This is a genomic window from Aeromonas sp. A04, from assembly GCF_047780465.1.
GTDB lineage: Bacteria > Pseudomonadota > Gammaproteobacteria > Enterobacterales > Aeromonadaceae > Aeromonas > Aeromonas bestiarum.
Map to the genome: position 1 here is coordinate 103,582 of NZ_JBLNHP010000007.1, position 22,248 is coordinate 125,829.

At 59.3% G+C, this 22,248-nt stretch carries 21 protein-coding genes and 1 tRNA gene; 11 read left to right on the forward strand and 11 right to left on the reverse strand.

All coding sequences use genetic code 11. The annotated features are described in order from the left end of the window. Positions 1–114 precede the first annotated feature (114 nt). The 9 genes from ACM3N8_RS18275 to ACM3N8_RS18315 all read right to left on the reverse strand — a co-directional run bounded on the left by ACM3N8_RS18275 (position 115) and on the right by ACM3N8_RS18315 (position 9,345). Positions 115–191 (reverse strand) — tRNA-Pro (locus tag ACM3N8_RS18275). A gap of 154 nt (positions 192–345) precedes the next feature. Next, positions 346–1,062, reverse strand: coding sequence for an MOSC domain-containing protein (locus tag ACM3N8_RS18280; protein ID WP_043554204.1), 717 nt, complete (start codon positions 1,060–1,062; stop codon positions 346–348). 89 nt (positions 1,063–1,151) lie between these two features. Beyond that, positions 1,152–1,994: an ABC transporter permease subunit gene (locus ACM3N8_RS18285; protein ID WP_290018712.1), complete on the reverse strand. Its 843-nt coding sequence runs from the start codon at positions 1,992–1,994 to the stop codon at positions 1,152–1,154. Continuing rightward, positions 1,991–2,896 carry an ABC transporter permease subunit gene (locus ACM3N8_RS18290; protein ID WP_290018713.1) on the reverse strand — a complete coding sequence of 302 codons (906 nt, stop codon included), beginning with the start codon at positions 2,894–2,896 and terminating at the stop codon, positions 1,991–1,993. Before ACM3N8_RS18290 ends, ACM3N8_RS18285 begins: the two co-directional genes overlap by 4 nt. Beyond that, positions 2,893–4,047, reverse strand: coding sequence for a polyamine ABC transporter ATP-binding protein (gene potA / locus ACM3N8_RS18295; RefSeq protein WP_042870317.1), 1,155 nt, complete (start codon positions 4,045–4,047; stop codon positions 2,893–2,895). The genes ACM3N8_RS18290 and potA overlap by 4 nt, the downstream gene beginning before the upstream one ends. Before the next feature lie 75 nt (positions 4,048–4,122). Next, positions 4,123–5,184 carry a polyamine ABC transporter substrate-binding protein gene (locus ACM3N8_RS18300; protein WP_241279475.1) on the reverse strand — a complete coding sequence of 354 codons (1,062 nt, stop codon included), beginning with the start codon at positions 5,182–5,184 and terminating at the stop codon, positions 4,123–4,125. A 141-nt stretch (positions 5,185–5,325) separates the two neighbouring features. After that, positions 5,326–6,423 (reverse strand): polyamine ABC transporter substrate-binding protein, encoded by a 1,098-nt coding sequence (locus ACM3N8_RS18305; protein WP_043142817.1) that lies wholly within the window; start codon positions 6,421–6,423, stop codon positions 5,326–5,328. A gap of 54 nt (positions 6,424–6,477) precedes the next feature. Then, entirely contained in the window at positions 6,478–7,839 is a 1,362-nt protein-coding gene (locus ACM3N8_RS18310) for an aspartate aminotransferase family protein (protein ID WP_241326179.1), read from the reverse strand. Positions 7,840–8,013: 174 nt separating this feature from the next. After that, a complete protein-coding gene (locus ACM3N8_RS18315) occupies positions 8,014–9,345 on the reverse strand; it encodes a glutamine synthetase family protein (RefSeq protein ID WP_043142823.1) in 1,332 nt (443 codons plus the stop codon). Positions 9,346–9,812: 467 nt separating this feature from the next. On the opposite strand from ACM3N8_RS18315, the gene ACM3N8_RS18320 reads away from it, so the two are divergent. From ACM3N8_RS18320 to pseC, 11 genes are all read left to right on the forward strand, one after another. After that, positions 9,813–10,199, forward strand: a complete 387-nt coding sequence (locus tag ACM3N8_RS18320) for a TraR/DksA family transcriptional regulator (protein ID WP_042870327.1) — start codon at positions 9,813–9,815, stop codon at positions 10,197–10,199. Between the two features lie 185 nt (positions 10,200–10,384). Next, positions 10,385–11,239: a hypothetical protein gene (locus tag ACM3N8_RS18325; RefSeq protein ID WP_290018716.1), complete on the forward strand. Its 855-nt coding sequence runs from the start codon at positions 10,385–10,387 to the stop codon at positions 11,237–11,239. Between the two features lie 181 nt (positions 11,240–11,420). Further along, positions 11,421–11,867: a DUF962 domain-containing protein gene (locus ACM3N8_RS18330; RefSeq protein WP_290018717.1), complete on the forward strand. Its 447-nt coding sequence runs from the start codon at positions 11,421–11,423 to the stop codon at positions 11,865–11,867. Positions 11,868–11,888: 21 nt separating this feature from the next. Then, a complete protein-coding gene (locus tag ACM3N8_RS18335) occupies positions 11,889–12,380 on the forward strand; it encodes a CreA family protein (protein WP_290018719.1) in 492 nt (163 codons plus the stop codon). A gap of 77 nt (positions 12,381–12,457) precedes the next feature. Beyond that, positions 12,458–13,447 (forward strand): 2-hydroxyacid dehydrogenase, encoded by a 990-nt coding sequence (locus ACM3N8_RS18340; RefSeq protein ID WP_241279333.1) that lies wholly within the window; start codon positions 12,458–12,460, stop codon positions 13,445–13,447. A gap of 178 nt (positions 13,448–13,625) precedes the next feature. Further along, positions 13,626–14,987 (forward strand): molecular chaperone, encoded by a 1,362-nt coding sequence (yegD, locus tag ACM3N8_RS18345; protein WP_290018721.1) that lies wholly within the window; start codon positions 13,626–13,628, stop codon positions 14,985–14,987. Between the two features lie 293 nt (positions 14,988–15,280). After that, complete coding sequence (locus ACM3N8_RS18350; protein ID WP_241326175.1) at positions 15,281–15,700, forward strand: META domain-containing protein; 420 nt, start codon at positions 15,281–15,283, stop codon at positions 15,698–15,700. Positions 15,701–15,770: 70 nt separating this feature from the next. Further along, positions 15,771–16,619, forward strand: a complete 849-nt coding sequence (locus ACM3N8_RS18355) for an HDOD domain-containing protein (protein ID WP_103472311.1) — start codon at positions 15,771–15,773, stop codon at positions 16,617–16,619. A gap of 5 nt (positions 16,620–16,624) precedes the next feature. Continuing rightward, positions 16,625–18,454 carry a maltodextrin glucosidase gene (gene malZ, locus ACM3N8_RS18360; RefSeq protein ID WP_290018724.1) on the forward strand — a complete coding sequence of 610 codons (1,830 nt, stop codon included), beginning with the start codon at positions 16,625–16,627 and terminating at the stop codon, positions 18,452–18,454. 221 nt (positions 18,455–18,675) lie between these two features. Continuing rightward, a complete protein-coding gene (gene pseB / locus ACM3N8_RS18365) occupies positions 18,676–19,680 on the forward strand; it encodes a UDP-N-acetylglucosamine 4,6-dehydratase (inverting) (RefSeq protein ID WP_290018726.1) in 1,005 nt (334 codons plus the stop codon). Beyond that, entirely contained in the window at positions 19,677–20,819 is a 1,143-nt protein-coding gene (gene pseC, locus ACM3N8_RS18370; protein WP_416016472.1) for a UDP-4-amino-4,6-dideoxy-N-acetyl-beta-L-altrosamine transaminase, read from the forward strand. The genes pseB and pseC overlap by 4 nt, the downstream gene beginning before the upstream one ends. 44 nt (positions 20,820–20,863) lie before the next feature. Here the strand turns inward: pseC and ACM3N8_RS18375 are convergent, their stop codons facing one another. Together ACM3N8_RS18375 and ACM3N8_RS18380 are read right to left on the reverse strand one after the other, a co-directional pair. Continuing rightward, entirely contained in the window at positions 20,864–21,613 is a 750-nt protein-coding gene (locus tag ACM3N8_RS18375; protein ID WP_290018731.1) for a phosphocholine cytidylyltransferase family protein, read from the reverse strand. A gap of 6 nt (positions 21,614–21,619) precedes the next feature. Next, complete coding sequence (locus ACM3N8_RS18380; RefSeq protein WP_290018732.1) at positions 21,620–22,243, reverse strand: gamma-glutamyl-gamma-aminobutyrate hydrolase family protein; 624 nt, start codon at positions 22,241–22,243, stop codon at positions 21,620–21,622. Between the last annotated feature and the right edge of the window lie 5 nt (positions 22,244–22,248).

The following is a 22,248-nucleotide window of genomic DNA, read 5'->3' on the forward strand; positions in this document are numbered from 1 at the left end:
CAACCAGCAACCAGCAACCAGCAACCAGCAACCAGCAACCAGCAGGATATTCCGTACCGGGATCGGCAAAATCCAGATGCGAAAAGGCCGCTCATTGAGCGGCCTTTTCTAATATGGTCGGTGTGAGAGGATTCGAACCTCCGACCCCTTCGTCCCGAACGAAGTGCGCTACCAAGCTGCGCTACACACCGATGTCTGCGGGGCGAGAATTTACCTAATGCCCCGACATGACACAAGCCTTTTTTGTGTTTTAAGGGAAAAAAATGGCCGTTCGTTCAACTATTCAGCGCTTTGGCACCGGGTTCACAGAAAGGGTGCAGGGACGTGACATTTTTCCAACCCATCCTAGGGAAGCTGAAATTCGGCCGGCCCCAGCAAGCGGCGACGCCAGTCGGCCACCACCCCATGTTCCAGCCAGTTGGCCGCATGCTGGCGCCAATTGGGAGAGAGCGCCGGATTCTCCAGCAGCAACAGCAGATCCGCTTCGTCCCGTAGCTGATTGAACAGGATATCGGCGGTGCGTTTCACCGTCAGGGCGGGATAGGGCCTGTCGACCAGTTCCATCGTCTCCTGCGGTGCGACAGTCCCCTCCTCCAGCACCCGCAACAGCCAGCCACAACGACCATTGAGCTGCATCACCTGTGACATCTGGCCATAGCCGAAACGCTGGTTGAGCTTGAAACAGGGGGATCTCGGCTGGCTTATCTGGATCAGCGCCTCACCGAGTCGATAGACATCGCCGATGCAGGCCTCAACCTCGGTCAGCCCGAGACCGGACAGGTTCTCGCCAAAGGCGGCGGGTTGCCAGGGCGTGCGCGGTGCGGCCAGGCCCAGCGCCGCTTGCCAGTTGTGCCACCAGGGGTAGTGATCGGCGGGATAGTAGTGCAGTGCACGATCCGGGCCGCCGTGATGGCGCTGGTCGCTCTGTTCATCTCCCTCCAGGCCAGAAAAACTGCACCACAGGGGATTGCCTGCCACATGCTTGTCGATGGCACTGACGAGAGCGGGAGCCAGTTCGGCATTCATCTCGGCGCTCTGGCCGATAAAGAGGGAGATCCGCATTCCATTCTCCTGACGGATGAGAGAATGCGGATCTTAGGGGCTGTTGACGCTTTGGTGCAAGCCGTGTTGCGGCATCAACCTCCCCGGGGTCAGGCGACGGCCTGCATCTGGGTGGTCATGGCGATCTCGGCACGGCGGCGCTTCTCCGCCTTGGCCATCAGATACCAGCTGCCAAAGGTGAACAGTGACACCGACAGCAGGATCAGGCTGGCTACCGCGTTGATCTCGGGTTTCACCCCGAGCCGCACCGCCGAGAAGACTTCCATCGGCAAGGTAGTGGCACCCGGACCCGAGACGAAGCTCGCCAGCACCAGATCATCCAGCGACAGGGCGAAAGACATCATGCCGCCCGCCGCCAGCGAGGGGGCTATCATGGGGATGGTGATCAGGAAGAACACCTTCCAGGGTTTGGCCCCCAGATCCATGGCCGCCTCCTCGATGGAGAGATCCAGTTCCCGCAGGCGCGCCGACACCACGATCGCCACATAGGCGGTACAGAAGGTGGTGTGGGCGATCCAGATGGTCAGCATGCCCCGCTCGGCCGGCCAGCCAATCAGCTGGGCCATGGCCACAAACAGCAGCAACAGCGACAGACCGGTGATCACCTCCGGCATGACCAGGGGTGCAGTCACCAGACCACCGAACAGGGTGCGACCGCGGAAGTGCGGGATCCGGGTCAGCACGAAGGCCGCCATTGTCCCCAGCGCCACCGCCGCGATGGCGGTATAGAAGGCGATCTCCAGCGAGCGCAACACAGAGCCAATCAGCTGCTTGTTGTCGAGCAGGCCGAAGTACCACTTCAGCGACCAGCCCCCCCACACAGTCACCAGCTTGGAGGCGTTGAAGGAGTAGATCACCATGATCAGCATGGGCAGGTAGATAAACAGCAGCCCCAGCCACAGCATCAGCTTGGCAAAACCGAAACGCTTCATACCTTGCCCTCCAATTCCTTGGCCTGGTTGCGGTTGAACAGGATAATCGGGACTATCAGCACCGCCAGCATCACCACCGCCAGGGCAGACGCCACCGGCCAGTCACGGTTGTTGAAGAACTCCTGCCACAGCACCTTGCCGATCATCAGGGTCTCGGGGCCGCCGAGCAGTTCCGGGATCACGAACTCGCCCACCACCGGGATGAACACCAGCATGCAGCCGGCTATGATGCCGTTCTTGGAGAGCGGTACCGTGATCCGCCAGAAGCGGGTCAGGTTGCGGGCACCGAGGTCGGAGGCCGCCTCCAGCAGGCTCTGATCGTGTTTGACCAGGTTGGCGTAGAGCGGCAGCACCATGAACGGCAGGTAGGAATAAACGATGCCGATATAGACCGCCAGGTTGGTGTTGAGGATGGTCAGCGGCTCGTTGATGAGACCGATGCTCATCAGCAGGCTGTTGAGCAGGCCGTTGTTGCTGAGGATCCCCATCCAGGCGTAGACCCGGATCAGAATCGCGGTCCAGGTCGGCATCATGATGAGCAGCAGCAGAACTGTCTGGGTCTCCTTGTTGGCCCGCGCAATGGAATAGGCCATGGGATAGCCTATCAGCAGACAGAGCAGGGTGCTGACGAAGGCCATCTTGAGGGAGCCCAGATAGGCCGCTATGTAGAGCTCATCCTCCTGCAGCAGCAGGTAGTTGCCCATGTTGAGCAAGATGGTGAGCTGATTGTCGGCCCAGCTCACCACGTCCGTGTAGGGCGGGATGGCCACGTCCGCTTCGGCGAAGCTGATCTTCACCACTATGATGAAGGGCAGCAGGAAGAAGAGGAACAGCCAGAAGAAGGGCACGCCGATCACCAGCTGGCGCCCGCCCAGTCGCTTCAGTCGTCTCAATGCCTTCATGATTGCAATACCACGCCGCTGTCATCTTCCCAATAGAGGAACACCTGGTCATCCCAGGTCGGCCGCTTGCCGTGGCGTTCGGCATTGGCGATGAAGGCCTGCACGATTTTGCCCGAAGGCAGCTGGATGTGATAAACCGAGTGACCGCCCAGATAGGCGATGTCATAGACCTCACCCTTGGTCCAGTTGAAATCGGGGTGCTCGATCTCGGTCGGTTTCTGGGTGCTCATCAAGAGTTTTTCCGGCCGCAGGGCGTAGGTGACCTTCTTGTTTTCGGCGCGGGAGCTGATGCCGTGGCCCACGTAGATGGGCTGCTCCAGATCGGCACAGGCGATGGTGGCGTGGTCCTGTTCATCCTCCACCAGCAGGCCGTCAAACAGGTTGACGTTGCCGATGAACTCGCACACCAGCCGGCTGGCCGGAGTCTCGTAGATGTCCATAGGGCTGCCGATCTGCTCGATGCAACCCAGATGCATGATGGCGATCCGTTCTGCCATGGTCATGGCCTCTTCCTGATCGTGGGTCACCATGACGCAGGTTACGCCGACCCGCTCTATGATCTCCACCAGCTCGAGCTGCATCCTGGAACGCAGCTTCTTGTCCAGCGCCCCCATGGGTTCGTCCAGCAGCAACAGCTTGGGGCGCTTGGCCAGCGAGCGGGCCAGTGCCACCCGCTGGCGCTGGCCACCGGACAGTTGGTGCGGCTTGCGGCGCGCATACTGGGTCATCTGCACCAGCTTGAGCATCTCCTCGACCTGCGCATCGATCTCGGCCTTGGGCAGGCCATCCTGCTTGAGGCCGAAGGCAATGTTCTGCGCCACCGTCATGTGGGGGAACAGGGCGTAGGACTGGAACATCATGTTGATAGGCCGTTCATAGGGCGGCATGTCGGTGATGTCGACGCCATCGAGGAACAGGCGCCCCTCGGTGGGGCGCTCGAATCCCGCCAGCATCCGCAGCAGGGTCGACTTGCCGGAACCGGATCCCCCCAGCAGGGCGAAGATTTCACCCTTGTGGATGTTGAGTGACACGTTGTCGACCGCCAGCGTTTCATCGAACTGCTTGCTTACCCTGTCAATCTTCACCAGCACTTCTTTGCGCTGCTGGTTGCCCTCGAGGGCTTTCTTGTAGGCACTGGAGGCTATCGCCATTACCAAACTCCCAAACGTGATACCGGCCTGGGCCGATCCATAAAACAGTCTGGCGCCCCAGGATGGGCGCCAAGGTTAGGTTCCGGACTTGATCTTGGTCCAACTCCGGGTGATCAGACGCTGCACCGCACGGGGATGTGCCTGCTGCACATACAGCCGTTCCAGCACCGCCTGGGGTGGATAGACGGACTCGTCATTGCGCACGCTCTCGTCCATGTACTCGCCCGCCTTGGCATTGGGATTCGCATAGCCCACATGGTTGCTGACCTTGGCGATCACTTCGGGCTGGAGTACGTAGTTGATCAGGGCGTGCGCCTCTTTCACATTGGTGGCATCCGTCGGGATCGCCATCATGTCGAACCAGAGGTTGCCCCCCTCCTTCGGGATGCTGTAGGCAATCTTGATCCCCTTGCCCGCCTCGTCGGCACGGGCCGCCGCCTGCAATATGTCACCGGAGAAGCCGGCCGCGACGCAGATGTCGCCGTTGGCCAGATCGCCTATGTACTTGGAGGAGTGGAAGTAGGCCACATACGGCCGCACCTTGAGCAGCTGGCTCTCGGCACGCTTGAGATCGGCCGGATCCTGGCTGTTGGGGTCAAGCCCGAGGTAGTTGAGCGCCGCCGGTATCATCTCGTCGGCCGAATCGAGGAAGGCGACACCGCAACGGGCCAGCTTCTGCATGTTTTCCGGCTCGAAGATCATGGCCCAGGAGTCAATCTTGTCGACTCCCAGCACGGCCTTGACTTTGTCCACGTTGTAACCGATGCCGTTGGTACCCCACAGGTAGGGCACGGCGTACTGATGACCCGGATCCACCTTGTCGAGCTGCTTGAGCAGCACGGGATCCAGATTGGCCAGATTGGGCAGCAGGGCAGGATCCAGCTTCTGGAAGGCCCCCGCCTTGATCTGTTTGGCCAGGAAATTGTTGGAAGGCACCACCAGATCGTAACCGGTGCGTCCGGTCAGCAGCTTGCCTTCCAGGGTCTCGTTGGAATCAAACACGTCGTAGACGGTCTGGATCCCGGTTGCCTGCTGGAAGTCGCTGAGGGTGGTCTCGCCGATATAATCGGACCAGTTGTAAAAATGAACCACAGGGGCTGCCTGGGCCACGTTTGCCAGCCCCAGCGCCAGGGCCATAGTCACTATCTTGGTTGTGTGCACGTATCTCAGTCCTCATGTTTTTTGGTATGCCAGCTGCGCATCCATACGCGCCGTTCAACCTGTCGGGTTGTCACCACCCTCCCGGCCGAACTGCGGACCGGGAGGGGCACTCGTCACTTATTTACCTGATTTGATCTTGGTCCAGCTGCGGGTCATCAGACGCTGCACCTTGGCCGGCAGATCCGGGAAGGTGTAGATCTTCTTGAGTGTCTCCGCGTTCGGGTAGATACCCGGGTCGGTACGGATAGGCTCATCCACCAGCGGGGTCGCCGCCTTGTTGCCGTTCGGGAACTGCACCACGTTGGTGATGCTGGCGATCACTTCCGGCTTCATCAGGTAGTTGATGAAGGTGTGAGCTGCCTCGACGTTTTTGGCATCGGCCGGGATGGCCAGCATGTCAAAGAAGCTGCCAGCCCCCTCTTTCGGAATTGTGTAGGTCAGCGCCACACCATTCTTGGCCTCCGCCGCCCGCGCCTTGGACTGCTGCAAGTCACCTGAGTAACCGACCGCGACGCACAGGTTGCCGTTGGCCAGATCCGAGATGTACTTGGAGGAGTGGAAGTAGGCGGTATAGGGACGGATGGAGAGGAACAGTGCCTCTGCCTTCTTCAACTCGTCCGGCTTCTGGCTATCCGGTTTGAAGCCCAGATATTGCAGGGCAGCCGGCAGCATTTCGGTCGGTGAGTCGAGGAAGGAGACGCCACACTCCTTCAGCTTGGCCATGTTCTCCGGTTTGAACACCAGATCCCAGGAGTCCACAGGCGCGTCCTTGCCCAGCACGGCTTTCACCTTCTCGGCGTTGTAGGCGTAGCCAATGGTGCCCCACAGGTAAGGAATCGAGTACTGGTTGCCCGGATCGCTCGGCTCGAGCGCCTTCAACAGGTCGACATCCATGTTTTGCCAATTGGAGAGCTTGGACTTGTCCAGCTTCTGGAAGACACCCGCCTTGATCTGCTTGGCCAGGAAGGGGTTGGACGGCACGACTATGTCGTAGCCCGAGCTGCCCGCCAGCAACTTGGCTTCCAGCACCTCGTTGCTGTCGAACACGTCGTATACCACCTTGATGCCCGTCTCTTTCTGGAAGTTTTCCAGGGTATCCGGCGCGATATAGTCGCTCCAGTTGTAGACGTGCAACACCTTGTCCTCGGCCATCGCCCCGGCACTCATCATGACCAGCGCCACGGAAGCGGCAATCATTCCCGTTTTGAAAGACATAGTCCTTGTCTCCTAAGCAAATTGTATGCGCAAGCCAACCTGCCCGGCACTCGCCTACCCTTTCAGCTTTGCAGCCGTCAGATCCAGACTGAGCCTGGCCAGATTGACCAATTCATCCACCTGTTCCTCGGTGATCACCAAGGGGGGCGATATGATCATGGTATCGCCGACAGCCCTCATCACCAAGCCATTGTTAAAGCAGAACTCCCGGCAGGTCATACCGGCCTGCAGCCCAGCCGGGAAGCGGCTGTTGGTCTGTTTGTCCTGCACTATTTCCAGCGCGGCCACCAGGCCTTTGCCACGGGTTTCTCCCACCAGCGGATGGTCGGCCAGCTCACGCCAGCGGCGCTGCAAATAGGGGCCGATGTTATCATGAATTCGCTTAACTATGCTCTCGTTTTGCATAAGCGTAATGTTGGCGATGGCCACGGCGCAGGCCACAGGATGACCGGAGTAGGTGAAGCCATGGTTGAATTCGCCCCCCTCCTCCACCAGCACCTTGGCGACCCTGTCGCCCACCATCACGGCCCCCATCGGCAGATAGCCGGAGGTGATCCCCTTGGCCAGACACATGAGATCCGGCTTGATGCCAAACCCTTCACTGGCGAACCAGTGACCGGTACGACCGAAACCGCAGATCACCTCGTCGGCGATGAGCAGGATGCCGTAGTGATCGCAGATGCGCTGGATCTCGGGCCAGTAGCTGTCGGGCGGAATGATGACGCCGCCGGCCCCCTGGATAGGCTCGCCGATGAAGGCGGCGACCTTGTCCACCCCCAGCTCCAGTATCTTCTGCTCCAGCTGGCGGGCACGCTCCAGACCGAACTCGTGGGCGCTCATCCCCTGCCCCTCACCGAAGTGGTAGGGCTGATCGATGTGCACTATGCCGGGAATGGGCAGGCCACCCTGGGCATGCATGCCCTTCATGCCGCCGAGGCTGGCACCCGCTACCGTCGAGCCGTGGTAGGCGTTGTGGCGACTGATGATCACCTGCTTGTCCGGCTGCCCCTTGCTGGCCCAGTAGTGGCGCACCATGCGCAGCACTGTATCGTTGCACTCCGAGCCTGAGCCGGTGAAGAAGACGTGATTGAGATGGGAGGGGGTGATCTCGGCCAGCAGGGTCGCCAGCTCGGCCGCAGGCGGGTGGCTGGTCTGGAAGAAGAGGTTGTAGTAGGGCAGTTGCTGCATCTGTTTGGTGGCGGCATCCACCAGCTCCTGCCGGCCGTAGCCCATGTTGACGCACCAGAGGCCCGCCATTCCGTCCAGAATGCGCTTGCCTTCGGAGTCTTCCAGATAGATACCTTCGGCCTTGGTGATGATGCGGCTGCCCTTCTTGTTGAGCGCCTGAAAATCGGTAAAGGGGTGCAGGTGGTGGCTGGCATCCAGCTGTTGCCACTCACGTGTGGTCTGCTTCATTGCTTGCTCCTCGGTTCCTTCGATTTAAGCGAGAATCTTTCGTCCGTCGGTGAGGGCGGCTGGCGCGCTCACTGTCACTGCCACTCACGGGCAGTGTGTTGATTCCATATGAGCAGGAGAGGCCGTCATCGGCCTCCCCGTATCTGGGCGGCGCGTGGCAAGCACGCAGCCGGATCACACGTTCAGCAGCAGGAACTCCCGCTCCCAGCGGCTGATCACCCCGAAGTAGGTCTCGTACTCCTTGCGCTTGACCGCGACGAAGGCACGAATGAAGCGCTCCCCCAGCATCTCCTTGATGGGCTCGCACTGCTCCAGGTGGCTCAGTGCCTCCTCCAGCGAGCGGGGCAGGCTGTAGGGCAGGTCATAGGCGCTCGACTTCATCTCCTGCAGCGGCTCCAGCTTCTCCATCATGCCGAGGTAGCCGCAGGCCAGGGTGGCGGCCAGGGCCAGATACGGATTGGCATCGGCCCCGGCGAAGCGGTTTTCGACGCGGCGCGCACCGGCCTCGGAGAAGGGCACGCGCAGGCCGCAGGTGCGGTTTTCCACCCCCCACTGCACGTTGCGCGGCGCGCTCTCGCCGAAGGTGAGGCGACGGTAGGAGTTGACGTTCGGTGCCAGCAGGGCGGTCACCGCCGGGGTGTACTTCTGCAGCCCCGCGATGAAGTGCATGAACTGCTCGGTATTGCCGCCATTTTCCGTGCCGAACAGGTTGCGACCGTCCACATCTTCCAGGCTCTGGTGGATGTGCATGGCGGAGCCCGGCTCGTCGCTCATCGGCTTGGCCATGAAGGTGGCGTAGATGCCGTGCTTGTGGGCCGCCTCACGCATGGTGCGCTTGAACAGGAACACCTGATCCGCCAGATCGATGGCATCGCCGTGCAGGAAGTTGATCTCCATCTGGGCGGCACCGGATTCGTGGATCAGAGTGTCCACTTCCAGCTCCTGCGCCTCGCAGTAGTCGTACATGTCTTCGAAGATGGGGTCGAATTCGTTGACCGCATCGATACTGAACGACTGGCGGGCCGTCTCGGGTCGGCCATTGCGGCCAACGGGCGGCACCAGCGGATAGTCGGGGTCTTCGTTGCGCTTGACCAGATAGAACTCCAGCTCGGGCGCCACCACCGGCTTCCAGCCCTGTTTCTCATAAAATGACAGGACCCGACGCAGCACGGAGCGCGGCGCTATGTCGATCAGCTTGCCATTGATATCGAAACAGTCGTGGATCACCTGAGCGGTCGGCTCCAGCGCCCAGGGCACGAAACGAATGGTGTTGGGGTCCGGGTAGAGCTGCATGTCCCGCTCCAGCGGGTCTATCATGCTGTCGTCATCCGGGTACTCGCCGGTCACCGTCTGGGTGAAGATGACCTCGGGCAGCCGCATGCCCCCTTCGCGCAAAAATTTGTTGGCTGGAATGATCTTGCCTCGGGCATTACCGGTGAAATCCGGAAACAGGCACTCCACTTCCGTGATGCGATTGCTCTCCATCCAGCCCTTGATACTGTCCATGTTAAACCCCGACTTTACGATTGCCATTGGCAAGGGTGTCTAATATATGGAACACCCTTGTTATCAAATTGTAATCAACACCACCATAAAAGCCCGCCGTTATGGCCAATGTCAAGCGGTGGTGTTTAAAAAACTATAAATAACGGTGCATATAATGACCATGGCGGCACCAAATACTAAACACCCAGACCCCCTCAAAGCTCACTGCAATCCCGGTGCCAACGAGGGGGCCTGATCCCCCATGTTCTCAGTCAGACCCTGTCCGAATCGGGTCATTTTTTTGCAAGGGCGCACAATCCTTGCCCTATTTGCTTTGCATGCCTGCATTTTTTTGGTACAAGGCCCGCCCTGATTTGCACTCTCCTGCTTGGATTTGGTGCAAATGCAGGACACAGGGCTTGGTCTGCAGGCAGACAGCCCCCATAAACAGGGATAATTGGGTTAGTAACTGACTGGTAGTAAACCGTATGTGTGATTTCATGACTAAAGACCAACTGGCCTTTTACAAGGGGCAGATCGAGCGCCAAATCCTCGAACTCGAGGATCGCCTCAACTCCCAGGCCAGCCAGGCCATCGCCACCGATACCAACGAGATGGCAGATGAAATTGACCGTGCCAGTATCGAGGAAGCCCGTCGTCTGGAGCTGAACCGCATCGAGCATGACAAGCTGCATCTGCGCAAGCTGAGAGGGGCGTTGAAGCGTATCGGCGAAGGAGAGTTCGGTTACTGCGAATCCTGCGGTGACGAGATCTCCCTCAAGCGACTGCAGGCTCGACCTGAGTCCCGCTTCTGCGTCGAATGCCAGAGTACCAAGGAGTTCAACGATACCCACGTGTATCGTCGCGTCGCCTGATCCTGCGAAGAGCCGTCACTGGCCGGTCGCGATAAGTCGTCGGCAAGGTGCAGCGCAGGAACCGGCGTTTATGTTGATAAATGCGGACCAAAAGCTGCACATGAGCCCCGATCACGGCGTCGCACAAGAGAGTGACAACTTCTGTTAGACTCCGGGCAAGCCCGGAATCTACAGGAGAGCAGAGAGTGAAATGGTTCCTCAAACTGTGCTTGTGTCTGCCGTTGCTGGCACAAGCACAGACCCTCACGGTCAAGGTCCCCAGCCGACCGATCAACGATCTCGACAAGGAATACCAGCTCAAGCTGCTGGAACTGGCGCTGACCCGCTCCGGACAGCCATTTCGCATCCAGCAGGTGGAGCTCAACCTCAACCAGTACAGCCTGCAACAACAGCTGGGCAAGGGCCAAACCATCAATGTGTTCTGGATGGGCACCTCCAGCGCACTCGAATCCTCCCTCATCGCCGTCCCCATCCCGCTGTTTCGCGGTCTGGAAGGGTTGCGCCTCTCCTTCATCCACAGCGATGCCCAGGAGAAGTTCAATCAGGTCAACTTGCTGGCCGATCTCAAGCGATTGAAGGCGGCCCAGGGGGTCGGCTGGGCCGACAACAAGATCCTGGAAAATGCCGGCATTCCCACCTATTCCGGGCGCTACAGCAACCTGTTTCGCCTGATCAACGACGGTGACAAGCTCGACTTCTTCCCGCGCAATCTGGTGGAGATCTTCGCCGAACGCAGCGAACTGGTGGCGCAATATCCCAATCTGGTGATAGATCAGCACCTGCTGATCCGCTATCCCTTCGCCGAGTTCTTCTTCGTCAGCCCCGAGTCTCCCAAGCTGGCCAAGGCGATCCAGACCGGACTGGAACGCGCCTATGCCGATGGCAGCTTCATGACCTTCTTCCGGGAGAACCCCAAGATCCGTGAGGCCCTCGCCAGCGCCAATCTGAACCAGCGGGTCACCATTTCGCTGCCCAATCCGGACATGACCCCCTTGCTCAGGAGTATTCCGGCCCAATATTGGGATTATCCACCCCAATAATGGGCTACGGGGCCGTGGGGATTATCCACCGCAGTATGGCTCCCCTACCTCTGCATTGGGATTACCCGGCGCAGTGACATAGCTCAAGCCGCCCGGGCAGAAAAACGCAGAGGCGATGGCAGGGCTGGCCAGGGACACGCCAGCCAGCAGAGGTTTCAACCCGCAGCACCAGGGAGGTGCCATGAAACGACTCGATGAATGGTTCAGCGACTACGGCCAGAGCCACCAGCACCCCGTCAATGTGGCGATCCACAAGGTGGCGGTGCCCGGCATCTACCTCTGCTCGCTGGCGCTGCTCTGGTGTCTGCCGATCGGCCCGCTGCCGTCCTCGCTCAACTGGGCGGCGCTGGTGGCCATCCCTGTGCTGGCCTTCTATCTGCGGCTGTCGTTCCCCCTGTTTGTGGGGATGGCGGTGCTGACCGCGCTGGGACTGTGGGGCTGTTACCAGTGGCAGGGGCCACTGCTGTGGCCCGCCCTGGTGGGTTTCGGGCTGCTCTGGATAGCCCAGTTCGTCGGTCACAGGATCGAGGGCAAACGCCCCTCCTTCCTCGCCGACCTGCAATTTCTGCTGATCGGCCCCGCCTGGGTGCTGGCCAGCCTCTATCGTCGTCTGGGCATTCCCTACTGAGGGAGACCAACAGGAGAGACAATGTCATACCGCCACACGCTCAGTAACAGGCTGAGTCCTGCCCTGCCCCTGCTGCTGGGGGCCCTGCTCGCCGGCCCGGCGCTGGCCGACAAGGCCGATCCCATAGGTGAGGTGAGCACCGCCTTCAAGCTGGTGGGCCCCAACCACAAGATCCTGGTGGAGGCGTTCGACGACCCCCGCATCGCGGGCGTCGCCTGCTACCTGGCACGCCCCAAGACCGGCGGCGTCAAAGGCGGGCTGGGGCTGGCGGAAGACCCCTCTCACGCCTCTTTGTCGTGCCACCAGATTGGCCCCATCACACTGCCTGCCAAGTTGAAGGCGGGGGAAGAGGTGTTCGACGTCAGCACCTCGCTGGTGTTCAAGGAGCAGAAAGTGGTGCGTTTTTACGACGAAAAGCGCAAGGCACTTGTCTATCTGACCTACAGCACCAAATTGGTGGATGGCTCGTATAAAAGCGCAGTGAGCGCGGTTCCCATCATGCCGTGGGGCTGAGCAGCCGCCATTTAAGCCGTGATGAAGCGCCTGATTTGTTGTAATTTAACTACATCATTATTTGCGGAGAGCGCACCATGAAAGTCGCCGTTTTCAGTACCAAGAGCTACGACAAGGATCACTTCAATCAGGCCAACAGCCAGTACGGCTACGAGCTGGAGTTCTTCGACGTGCGGCTGGAGGCCAAGACAGCCCGGCTGGCCCACGGCTTCCCCGTGGTGTGCCTGTTCGTCAATGACGATGCCGATCGGGAAGTACTGACCGAGCTGGCCGCCAACGGCACCAGGGTGATCGCTCTGCGCTGCGCCGGTTACAACAACGTGGATCTGGTCGCCGCCAAGGAACTGGGGCTGAAAGTGGTGCGGGTGCCCGCCTACTCCCCCGAAGCCGTCGCCGAACACGCGGTGGGGCTGATGATGACCCTCAACCGCCGCATCCATAAGGCTTATCAGCGCACCCGCGATGCCAACTTCTCGCTGGAAGGCCTGGTCGGCTTCAACATGCACGGCCGCACCGCCGGCATTATCGGCACCGGCAAGATCGGCATCGCCACCCTGCGCATCCTCAAGGGTTTCGGCATGCGGCTGCTGGTGAGTGACCCCTATCCGAACCAGGCGGCCATCGAGCTGGGGGCCGAATACGTGGATCTCGACACCCTGTTCCGCCAGTCCGACGTCATCAGCCTGCACTGCCCGCTGTTCAAGGAGAACTACCACCTGCTGAACAAGGAGGCGTTCGCCAAGATGAAGGATGGTGTGATGATCATCAACACCAGCCGGGGCGGCCTGCTCGACTCCAACGCCGCCATCGAGGCGCTCAAGACCTCCCGTATCGGCGCCCTGGGGCTGGACGTCTACGAGGAAGAGGAAGACCTCTTCTTCTCCGACAAGTCCAACGAGGTGATCACGGATGACGTCTTCCGTCGCCTGTCAGCCTGCCACAACGTGCTGTTTACCGGCCATCAGGCCTTCCTGACCCGCGAGGCGCTGCACGCCATCGCCGATACCACCCTCGGCAACCTCAAGGCCATCGAAAGCCAGGGCCGCAGCGACAACGAGGTGGAGTAATATTCTCGCACCCGCAGCCATGAACGACAGAGGGAGCCACTCCCTCTGTTTTGTACACAGACCTGCTCTTCGTCATGCAATTCTCCCCTGCGGTCGCAATAACCATGGCGCCGGGTTGTGAGACCCGACGCCATCGGGTAGGCTACCAGCCCTTTTTTATTCAGGAGTCTGGCAGCCCATGTTTATCGGATTTGATTACGGTACCTCCAACTGTGCCGTCGCCGTGATGGAACAAGGCAGCCCCAGGCTGCTGACCCTGTGCGGTTCCCGCTATCTCCCCTCCACGCTGCACGCCCCCCACAGAGAGGCCATCGCCGGCCTGCTGGCCGAAGGACTGGCCCCTGCCCAGCAGGCGGAATACCTCAAGCTGCGCGGCCCCGTCGTCACCCGGGCCCAATCCGTGCGCCGCCAGATGCGGGAAGAGGGGCTTATCGACGAACTCAGCTTCGGCGCCGCGGCGCTGGAGCGCTATCTGGAAGAGCCGGACGACGGCTACTACATCAAGTCGCCGAAATCCTTCCTCGGCGCCTACGGCCTCAAGGCCCCCCAGATCGCGCTGTTCGAAGACATCGTCTGCGCCATGATGCTGCACGTACGCCGCGAGGCGGAGCAGCAGCTTGGCACTCAGGTGCGCCGCGCCGTGATCGGTCGTCCGGTCAACTTCCAGGGGCTGGCCGGGGAGGAGAGCAACAGCCAGGCCATCGCCATCCTGACCGAGGCGGCCCGTCTGGCCGGGTTCGAGCAGGTGGAGTTCCTCTATGAACCGGTGGCGGCAGGTTTCGAGTTCGAGGCGCGGCTGGATGAAGACGCCGTCGTGCTGGTGGTGGATATCGGTGGCGGCACCACGGACTGCTCCATGCTGCGCATGGGCCCGAGCCATCGCGACCAGCTGGATCGCAGCGGCGATCTGCTTGGCCACAGCGGCCAGCGCATCGGCGGCAACGACTTCGACATCCGGCTGACGGTGGAAGGCATGATGCCGCTGCTCGGCATGCACGAGACCCTCAAGACCGGCAAGCCACTGCCCCACCCCCTGTTCTGGGATGCGGCCGCCATCAACGACGTCAGCGCCCAGGGCCGCTTCTACAGCCTGGATACCGCCCGTCAGTTGCAGGATCTGCAGCTCGACAGCCAGCCAGGCAGCAAGCTGGGTCGCCTCGCCAATCTGCGGGCCCACAAGCTGAGCCACCAGCTGGTGTGGCGCGCCGAGCAGGGCAAGATCGCCCTCTCGGAGCAGGAATCGAATCATCAGTCTCTGAGCGAGCTGGAGAAGGGACTGGAGGCTGAGCTCAATCGCGAGCAGCTGGCCAACGCCTCGGCCCTGCTGCTGGAGAAGATTGGCGAGCTGATGGACCAAGCCATTGCCGCCGCGGGTGTGCAGCCCGACCGTATCTTCGTCACCGGCGGCAGCGCCCGCTCGCCGCTCATCGCCGCCTTCATTCGCCAGAAGTTGCCCACGATTCCGCTTGAGGGTGGCGATGACTTCGGCTCGGTCGCGGCAGGGCTGGCCCGTTACGCCGAGCGTCTGTTCAACCGCTGACCATAATGCCGAACGTTGCCCGCCATTGCTCTTGAGGGCGGCGATGACTTCGGCTCGGTCGCCGCAGGGCTGGCCCGTTACGCCGAGCGGCTGTTCAACCGCTGATACGGAGCGATAAGGGTTTCTGTCGTCTTGTTGGCATCGAACGTGTCCCGGCAACCTGCAAGTGTTGCCATTTAACGACACAGGGCTGACCAGCAGGGCGACAGAAGCGGTCGGGGGCGGCCCCCCTCGCCCTGCCCCGAGGGCTGCGCAGCAGGTATGCTTGTCGCTCCCACTATTGGAGCCCTTCCATGCCCAGATTCTTGCTACTGTTGCTCGCCCTGATCCTGCTCAGCGCCTGCAGCAGTACACCCTCGTTCGTCCAGCAAGAGCTGCAGCACCATCACTGGGTGCTCGACAAGCTGGATGGCCAGGCCATCACGGCCTCTCGCGACAACCCGCCCGATTTCGAGATAGGTGAGCACTTCACCGTCAACGGCATCGCTGGCTGCAATCGCTACTTTGGCCAGGGACACCTCGAGGGCGACAGATTCTGGGTCACCAGCCTGGGCAGCACAGAGATGGCCTGTCAGGCACGGCTCGAGGCCATAGAGCAGGCCGTCATCACCACCCTGACCGAAGGGGCCACCCTGAGCGGCACCACCCAGACCCTGATCCTGGAAGGGAAACGGCACCGTTTGGAATACCAGCTGCGGGACTGGGTGCACTAGCGCTCACAAACCGGCATCACAAACAGGAACATGTGTCCCGCCTGTGGCACACTATGAGGCAGTGCTCGCAATGGAGGCTGTCTCAGCCATGTCGATGGATCGTCTGTTTGACAAGATCAAACAACTCCCCACTATCCCGCAGCTGCTGCATGAGTTGATGCAGAGCTTCAACGATGAAAACGCCCGCATCGACCAGATCGCGGCCAAGATCGCCATGGATCAGGTGATCAGCGTCAAGGTGCTGCGCATGGCCAACTCGGCCGCCCTGCGCCGCGGCAATGAGGTCACCTCCATCGAACAGGCGGTGATCCGCCTCGGTTTCAACCGGCTGCGCTCCGTGGTGGTCGCCTCCGGCATCATAGGCAGCTTCAAGGCCCCCCCCAGCTTCGACAAGAACAAGTTCTGGACCGAAACCTTCCAGGTCGCCACCATAGCCAAGACGCTGGCCCAGGAGGCCAAGGTGCTCGATCCCGAGACCGCCTTCACCTGCGCCCTGATCCACAACATAGGCGAGCTGCTCATCCAGAGCACCCTGCCGGAAGAGGCCGAGCTCATCAACATGGCGATCCAGAAGGGCAGCAGCAGGGTCGAGGCCCAGCGGGAGATGCTGGGCTACGACTATGCCCAGCTCGGCGCCGAGCTGGCGCGGCGCTGGAACCTGTCGGAAGCCTTCGTCGATGCCATCTCCCAGCAGCTGGATCCCCTCTCCCACGATCCGGTCAGCAAGGAGGCGGTGCTGATCCGGCTCGCCGTCTTCATCTCCTTCGCCTGGAATGCGGGCGTGCCCGCCCAGGCCATCATAGCCCGCTTCCCCAAGCCGCTCGCCGATCAGCTGGGGCTGGATCCCAAGTCACTGGCAGGCCAGCTCGAAACGCTCCACGAACAGGGTAATGCCCTCGCCGACCTTCTGACTCAATAAGCATCATGACCCATCCATTTCTGTTTCATCCCCAGGTGGCGCCCTGGTTCAAAGAGAGCGCCGACACCCTGCAACTCACCCTGTTCAGCGCGCTGGACGCCCCGATCCGCGAGGTGTGGCTGCGCCACGAGCCGGACAACGAGGAGTATCTGGTGGCCATGACGCCTGTCTCCACCCGGGACAGGTTGCAGGTGTGGCAGGCAACCCTGCCGCTGGCCAAGGGACAGGATATCCACCTCTACTGCTTCAAGTGCCTGACCGACGAGGAGCAGTGGTGGCTGCACGGTGCCGGCGTCAGCCCGGCCATGCCGCCACGGGAGCAACACTTTCGCTTCAACAGCCTGCATCAGCCGCCGGCCTGGGTGCAGGATCAGGTGTTCTACCAGATCTTCCCCGACCGCTTCTGCAACGGCGATCCCTCGCTCAGCGTCAAACATCACGAATATGAGTACAGAGGCAAGGCGGTCATCAGCAAGGCGTGGGGCGAGCCGGTCAGCCGTCACGAAGAGGGACACGGTGCCTGTGAATTTTACGGCGGGGACCTGGCGGGCATCGATGCCAAGCTGCACTACCTGCAATCTCTCGGGGTCACGGCCCTCTACCTCAACCCCATCTTCGACTCGCCGAGCAACCACAAGTACGATACCCAGGACTACTTCAAGGTGGATTCGCACCTCGGCAGCAACGCGCAGTTCGCCGAGCTGACCCGCAACCTGCACCAGCGCGGCATGAAGATCATCCTGGATGCCGTGGTCAACCACACCTCGACCCAACACCCCTGGTTCTGCCCGCCACAGGGGGCCCAGAGCAACCCGGACTCGCCGTGGCGCAGCTTCTACACCTTTGACAACGAAGGGGACTATGTCAGCTGGAAGGGCATTCGCAGCCTGCCCAAGCTGGACTTTGCCAGCGAACAGGTGCAGGACGCCGTCTACCGGGCCGACGACGCCATACTGCGCCACTGGATGCGCGCCCCCTATCAGATCGACGGCTGGCGCTTCGACGTCATCCACATGCTGGGAGAGCGGGGCTCGGCCGAGGGCAATCGCGGCCATGTGCGCGCCATTCGCGGCGCGGTGAAACAGGAGAACCCGGACGCCTATGTGCTCGGCGAGCACTTCTTCGAGGCGAGCCAGTGGCTGCAGGGGGATCAGGAGGATGGCGCCATGAACTACTATGGTTTCGCCCACCCAATCCGCGCCTTCCTGGCGGGGCAGGACATCGCCTACCACCCCATCAGGATCAGCGCCGACGAGCTGGATCGCTGGCTCAAGCTGGCACGGGCCCATATCCCGTTCAAGAACCAGCTGGCCCAGTTCAACCTGCTGGACAGCCACGATACCGCCCGCTTCCTGCATCTGCTGGGGGAGGACAAGCAGCGGATGACCCTGGCCGCCACCCTGCTGCTCACCTACATAGGCGTGCCGTCCATCTACTACGGCGATGAAGTGGGGCTCTCTGGCGGCAACGATCCGGATTGCCGTCGCTGCTTCCCCTGGGAAACCACGGCCTGGGATCACGTGCTGCACGATCACTACCGCCGGCTGATCCAGATCCGCAAGCAGCGGCCAGCCCTGCGCCGTGGCGACATCCAGACCCTCTACGCCGGCCCGCACAGCTATGTGTTCGCCCGCACCCTGCAAAGCGATCAGGTGGTGGTGGCCTGCAACCGTCATCCGACCGAACCGCGCACCATCAAGCTGCCCCTGTGGCAGACCGCCAGCCCCGCCAGCCGCTTCACCGATGCCTTCAACGGCGACAAGTACGAAGTGGTGCAGGGACAGGTACAACTGACCATACCCGCCAACTCGGCCAGGGTGCTGCTCTCCAGCTAGGCGTCAAAAAAGCGGAACCAGGTGTTCCGCTTTTTGTTAAAGCATCAAAAATCGCATAAAGTTGTTTGAGCTGAGTTGGATTTCTCTATGAATCATCTAGTTACTTCACGCAGAGTGGAATAAAACTGGCATCATGCAGAACTGCTTTCAGCTCTTTTCGGCTAAACTGGCTCAAGGCACATTTATTGCTTGCCTCTTGGCATCACTAGCGAGAATCCGTCATGTTCGACAATAAAACCCTATTGATTACCGGCGGCACTGGCTCGTTTGGCAAGATGCTGGTCAAGACAGTGCTGGAACGCCACAAGCCGAAACGGCTTATCATCTACTCCCGCGATGAACTGAAACAGTTCGAGATGCAGCAGATGTTCAACGAACCCTGCATGCGCTATTTCATCGGGGATGTGCGGGATGCCAACCGGCTGAACATGGCGATGCGCGGCGTCGATTACGTTGTGCACGCGGCCGCACTCAAACAGGTTCCTGCCGCCGAATACAACCCCATGGAGTGCATCAAGACCAACATCCATGGGGCAGAGAACGTCATCCAGGCCGCCCTGCTCAATCAGGTCAAGAAGGTGATCGCCCTCTCCACCGACAAGGCCGCCAACCCCATCAACCTGTATGGCGCCACCAAACTGGCCTCTGACAAGCTTTTTGTGGCGGCCAACAACATCGCAGGTCAGGACCCGACCCGCTTCGCGGTCGTGCGCTACGGCAATGTGGTGGGTTCACGTGGGTCAGTCGTTCCCTTCTTCCAGAAACGGATCGACCAGGGTGCCGGCACGCTTCCCATCACCCATGCCGAGATGACCCGCTTCTGGATCACCCTGCAGCAGGGGGTGGATTTTGTGATGAACAACTTCCCGCGCATGAAAGGGGGAGAGATCTTCGTACCCAAGCTGCCTTCGGTGCGGATCACCGACCTGGCTACCGCCATGGCACCCCAGCTGACCCAGGAAATTATCGGTATTCGTCCGGGCGAGAAGCTACATGAGGTGATGTGCCCCAGTGACGACTCCTATCATACCTTCGAGTTCGACGACTTCTTCATCATCGGCCCCACCATCAACTTCAACAATCGCAACAATGACTTCTCGGTCACGGCGACAGGCGAGAAGGGATGCATGGTCGAACAGGGATTCGAGTACAACTCACGCAACAACGGCGACTTCCTGACGGTGGCACAACTGAAAGAGTTGAATGACAAGGTGGTAATGGAATGATCCCGTACGGCAGGCAGTCGATTAGCGAGGCGGATATCGAGGCGGTAGTCGAGGTGTTGAGGTCGGACTTTCTGACGCAGGGCCCGGTCATCCCCCGTTTCGAGCAAGCCGTGGCAGATTACTGCGGTGCCCGCTTCGGGGTAGCGGTCAATTCGGGCACGGCCGCCTTGCACATCGCCTGCCTGGCGTTGGGTGTTGGCCAGGGAGACTGGGTATGGACCTCCCCCATCAGCTTCGTCGCCTCGGCCAATTGTGCGCTCTATTGCGGTGCTCAGGTCGACTTCGTCGACATAGAACCGGATACCGGCAACATGTGCGCACTGGAGCTGAAGCGCAAGCTGATTGTCGCCAAGGCGCAAGGACGCCTGCCCAAGGTGGTCATTCCGGTACACTTCGCCGGCTTGCCCTGCGATATGAAAGAGATCCACCGTCTGGGCCAGGAGTACGGGTTTCGCATCATAGAAGATGCCTGCCACGCCCTCGGCGCCCGCTATCACGGCGAACCGACCGGCAATGGTCGCTACAGCGACATTACCGTCTTCAGCTTCCACCCGGTGAAGATTATCACCACGGGTGAAGGCGGCATGGCCATGACCAATGATCCCGCTCTCGCCAAGACCATGAGCATGCTGCGCAGCCACGGCATCACCCGTGAACCGGAAGACTTCATCAACGAACCGGACGGTCCCTGGTACTACGAACAGCAAATGCTGGGTTTCAACTACCGAATGACAGATATCCAGGCAGCATTAGGGTTGAGTCAGATGGCCAATCTGGAGGAATTTCTGGCCAAGCGCAGAGAGATTGCTGCAGATTACCAAGCAGAACTGCACAGGCTCGGGCTGGAAGTCTTAGCAAATAGAGAAGATCGGCTGAGTGCTTGGCATCTTTTTATAATCAAGGTACCAACCACACAACGTCGTGAATTATTCGAGAGGTTACGCATTCACGAGATCGGGGTGAACGTACACTATACCCCTATTCCGGCTCAGCCCTTTTATGCTCAGAAACAAAGGAGCAGTGATTCTCTCAATAATGCGAACAATTTTTCATTGACACTCATTTCAATTCCACTCTTTCCGTCACTTACTACGTCAGATAGAACTACAATTATTACCATGCTCAGTCAACTCAATTAATAACCCCATGAAGCCAGAACAAAACTCAGACTTCATGGTAAGCGTTATACACGCCAATCATGACTCCAACCAGGCTGCTGAATAATATGTTCATAAAGTGCGATATCAGAGGGATTATCCACTTCGACCCAGCCACCACGAATGGGAACTACCGTGATTTTGATGCCTTTTTGAAGTAAAAGCCGTAGCAAACTGGTCATATCCAGTTTATCTACTGAGACACGATCCAAACCCGCGAGAATGCTCCGAACCTGTAACCACCCCATAGGGTTAAACTTGAGCAAGCCCATGTACTGGCCATTTATCAGTGCTCTATCCGAGACACGCTCACCAATACTCAGTAAACGTCCATGCTCATGCTGAAAACTCTCTGCATCAGACAAAGGATCTATGAAGCGAATGGACCAGAGATCCCACCAATCCACATCAAATGTAATAGAAATATCGCCTGAACTATCGAGCAGATCACTAATAATGTCTGAACGATAAACAATATCACCATAACTGATGAGGTATGGCTGTGTACTCAATAATGAATCTACAGACATCAAACTCCGCACCATATTGCTGGTAGCCCAGTACGGATTATAAATATGACCATCCCCATAGGGAATCAGCTTGTCACCAGCATAGCCAGTTACCAAATTAATCTTTTGAATGCCTGCAACCTGTAATGCATTGATCTGCCACTCTACTAGCGACTTTCCCGCCAACAGCGTTAACGGTTTAGGAACTTCACGTGTAAGGTTACCAAGACGAGAACCACGTCCCGCAGCAAGTATAATTGCATCCATAAACTCTCACTTAAATAACCATTTAATTAAATTTTTGTCAAAACTGCTCAGCGTCGAATCACGTTCCGGATGCCACATGACACCAACCTGCAAAAGGCGTTTGTGTACAAAAGCCTCACAATATCCATCCTCATCAAGAGCAATCGGATCCAGCTCATCAGATAAAGGCATAGATACAACATTATGATGAAATGAATTAACTATCAAGGTAGAGGGGTTCGATGAATCAAACCAAAGAGGAAAATGACAGAGTTGAACAGAATGACGTAAGCCCACAATTTCAATCTTTGGCGCCGATATGACTTTCCCGCCGTGAAACTGACACATTATCTGCATACCACGACAAACCCCCAGCACCGGCAATTCATACTTTGTTGCGTACTGCAATAACACGAGTTCACTTTGATCACGAATCGGATCATCCCCCAAGTTTGCACCGCCAGTAAGAATAAGTGCCTCAATGCCTTGAGCTTGAGCATAATCGGCAGTCTTCATACCTAGATTAGGAACTAACAACCAGTTCCAACCAAGAAAGTGTAAAAGACTAAACCAATCTCTGGCCAAGCCATCCCTCGCTTCAACATATGATTCCGCAGGACAAGACCGCATGGAAACACCAATTCTCTTCATATCAA

Bases quoted from the DNA above. Each gene is read 5' to 3' on its own strand.
- ACM3N8_RS18280 (WP_043554204.1), bottom strand. From the start codon at position 1,062: ATGCGGATCTCCCTCTTTATCGGCCAGAGCGCCGAGATGAATGCCGAA.
- ACM3N8_RS18285 (WP_290018712.1), bottom strand. From the start codon at position 1,994: ATGAAGCGTTTCGGTTTTGCCAAGCTGATGCTGTGGCTGGGGCTGCTG.
- ACM3N8_RS18290 (WP_290018713.1), bottom strand. From the start codon at position 2,896: ATGAAGGCATTGAGACGACTGAAGCGACTGGGCGGGCGCCAGCTGGTG.
- potA (WP_042870317.1), bottom strand. From the start codon at position 4,047: ATGGCGATAGCCTCCAGTGCCTACAAGAAAGCCCTCGAGGGCAACCAG.
- ACM3N8_RS18300 (WP_241279475.1), bottom strand. From the start codon at position 5,184: ATGGCCCTGGCGCTGGGGCTGGCAAACGTGGCCCAGGCAGCCCCTGTG.
- ACM3N8_RS18305 (WP_043142817.1), bottom strand. From the start codon at position 6,423: ATGTCTTTCAAAACGGGAATGATTGCCGCTTCCGTGGCGCTGGTCATG.
- ACM3N8_RS18310 (WP_241326179.1), bottom strand. From the start codon at position 7,839: ATGAAGCAGACCACACGTGAGTGGCAACAGCTGGATGCCAGCCACCAC.
- ACM3N8_RS18315 (WP_043142823.1), bottom strand. From the start codon at position 9,345: ATGGACAGTATCAAGGGCTGGATGGAGAGCAATCGCATCACGGAAGTG.
- ACM3N8_RS18320 (WP_042870327.1), top strand. From the start codon at position 9,813: ATGTGTGATTTCATGACTAAAGACCAACTGGCCTTTTACAAGGGGCAG.
- ACM3N8_RS18330 (WP_290018717.1), top strand. From the start codon at position 11,421: ATGAAACGACTCGATGAATGGTTCAGCGACTACGGCCAGAGCCACCAG.
- ACM3N8_RS18335 (WP_290018719.1), top strand. From the start codon at position 11,889: ATGTCATACCGCCACACGCTCAGTAACAGGCTGAGTCCTGCCCTGCCC.
- ACM3N8_RS18340 (WP_241279333.1), top strand. From the start codon at position 12,458: ATGAAAGTCGCCGTTTTCAGTACCAAGAGCTACGACAAGGATCACTTC.
- yegD (WP_290018721.1), top strand. From the start codon at position 13,626: ATGTTTATCGGATTTGATTACGGTACCTCCAACTGTGCCGTCGCCGTG.
- ACM3N8_RS18350 (WP_241326175.1), top strand. From the start codon at position 15,281: ATGCCCAGATTCTTGCTACTGTTGCTCGCCCTGATCCTGCTCAGCGCC.
- ACM3N8_RS18355 (WP_103472311.1), top strand. From the start codon at position 15,771: ATGGAGGCTGTCTCAGCCATGTCGATGGATCGTCTGTTTGACAAGATC.
- malZ (WP_290018724.1), top strand. From the start codon at position 16,625: ATGACCCATCCATTTCTGTTTCATCCCCAGGTGGCGCCCTGGTTCAAA.
- pseB (WP_290018726.1), top strand. From the start codon at position 18,676: ATGTTCGACAATAAAACCCTATTGATTACCGGCGGCACTGGCTCGTTT.
- pseC (WP_416016472.1), top strand. From the start codon at position 19,677: ATGATCCCGTACGGCAGGCAGTCGATTAGCGAGGCGGATATCGAGGCG.
- ACM3N8_RS18375 (WP_290018731.1), bottom strand. From the start codon at position 21,613: ATGGATGCAATTATACTTGCTGCGGGACGTGGTTCTCGTCTTGGTAAC.
- ACM3N8_RS18380 (WP_290018732.1), bottom strand. From the start codon at position 22,243: ATGAAGAGAATTGGTGTTTCCATGCGGTCTTGTCCTGCGGAATCATAT.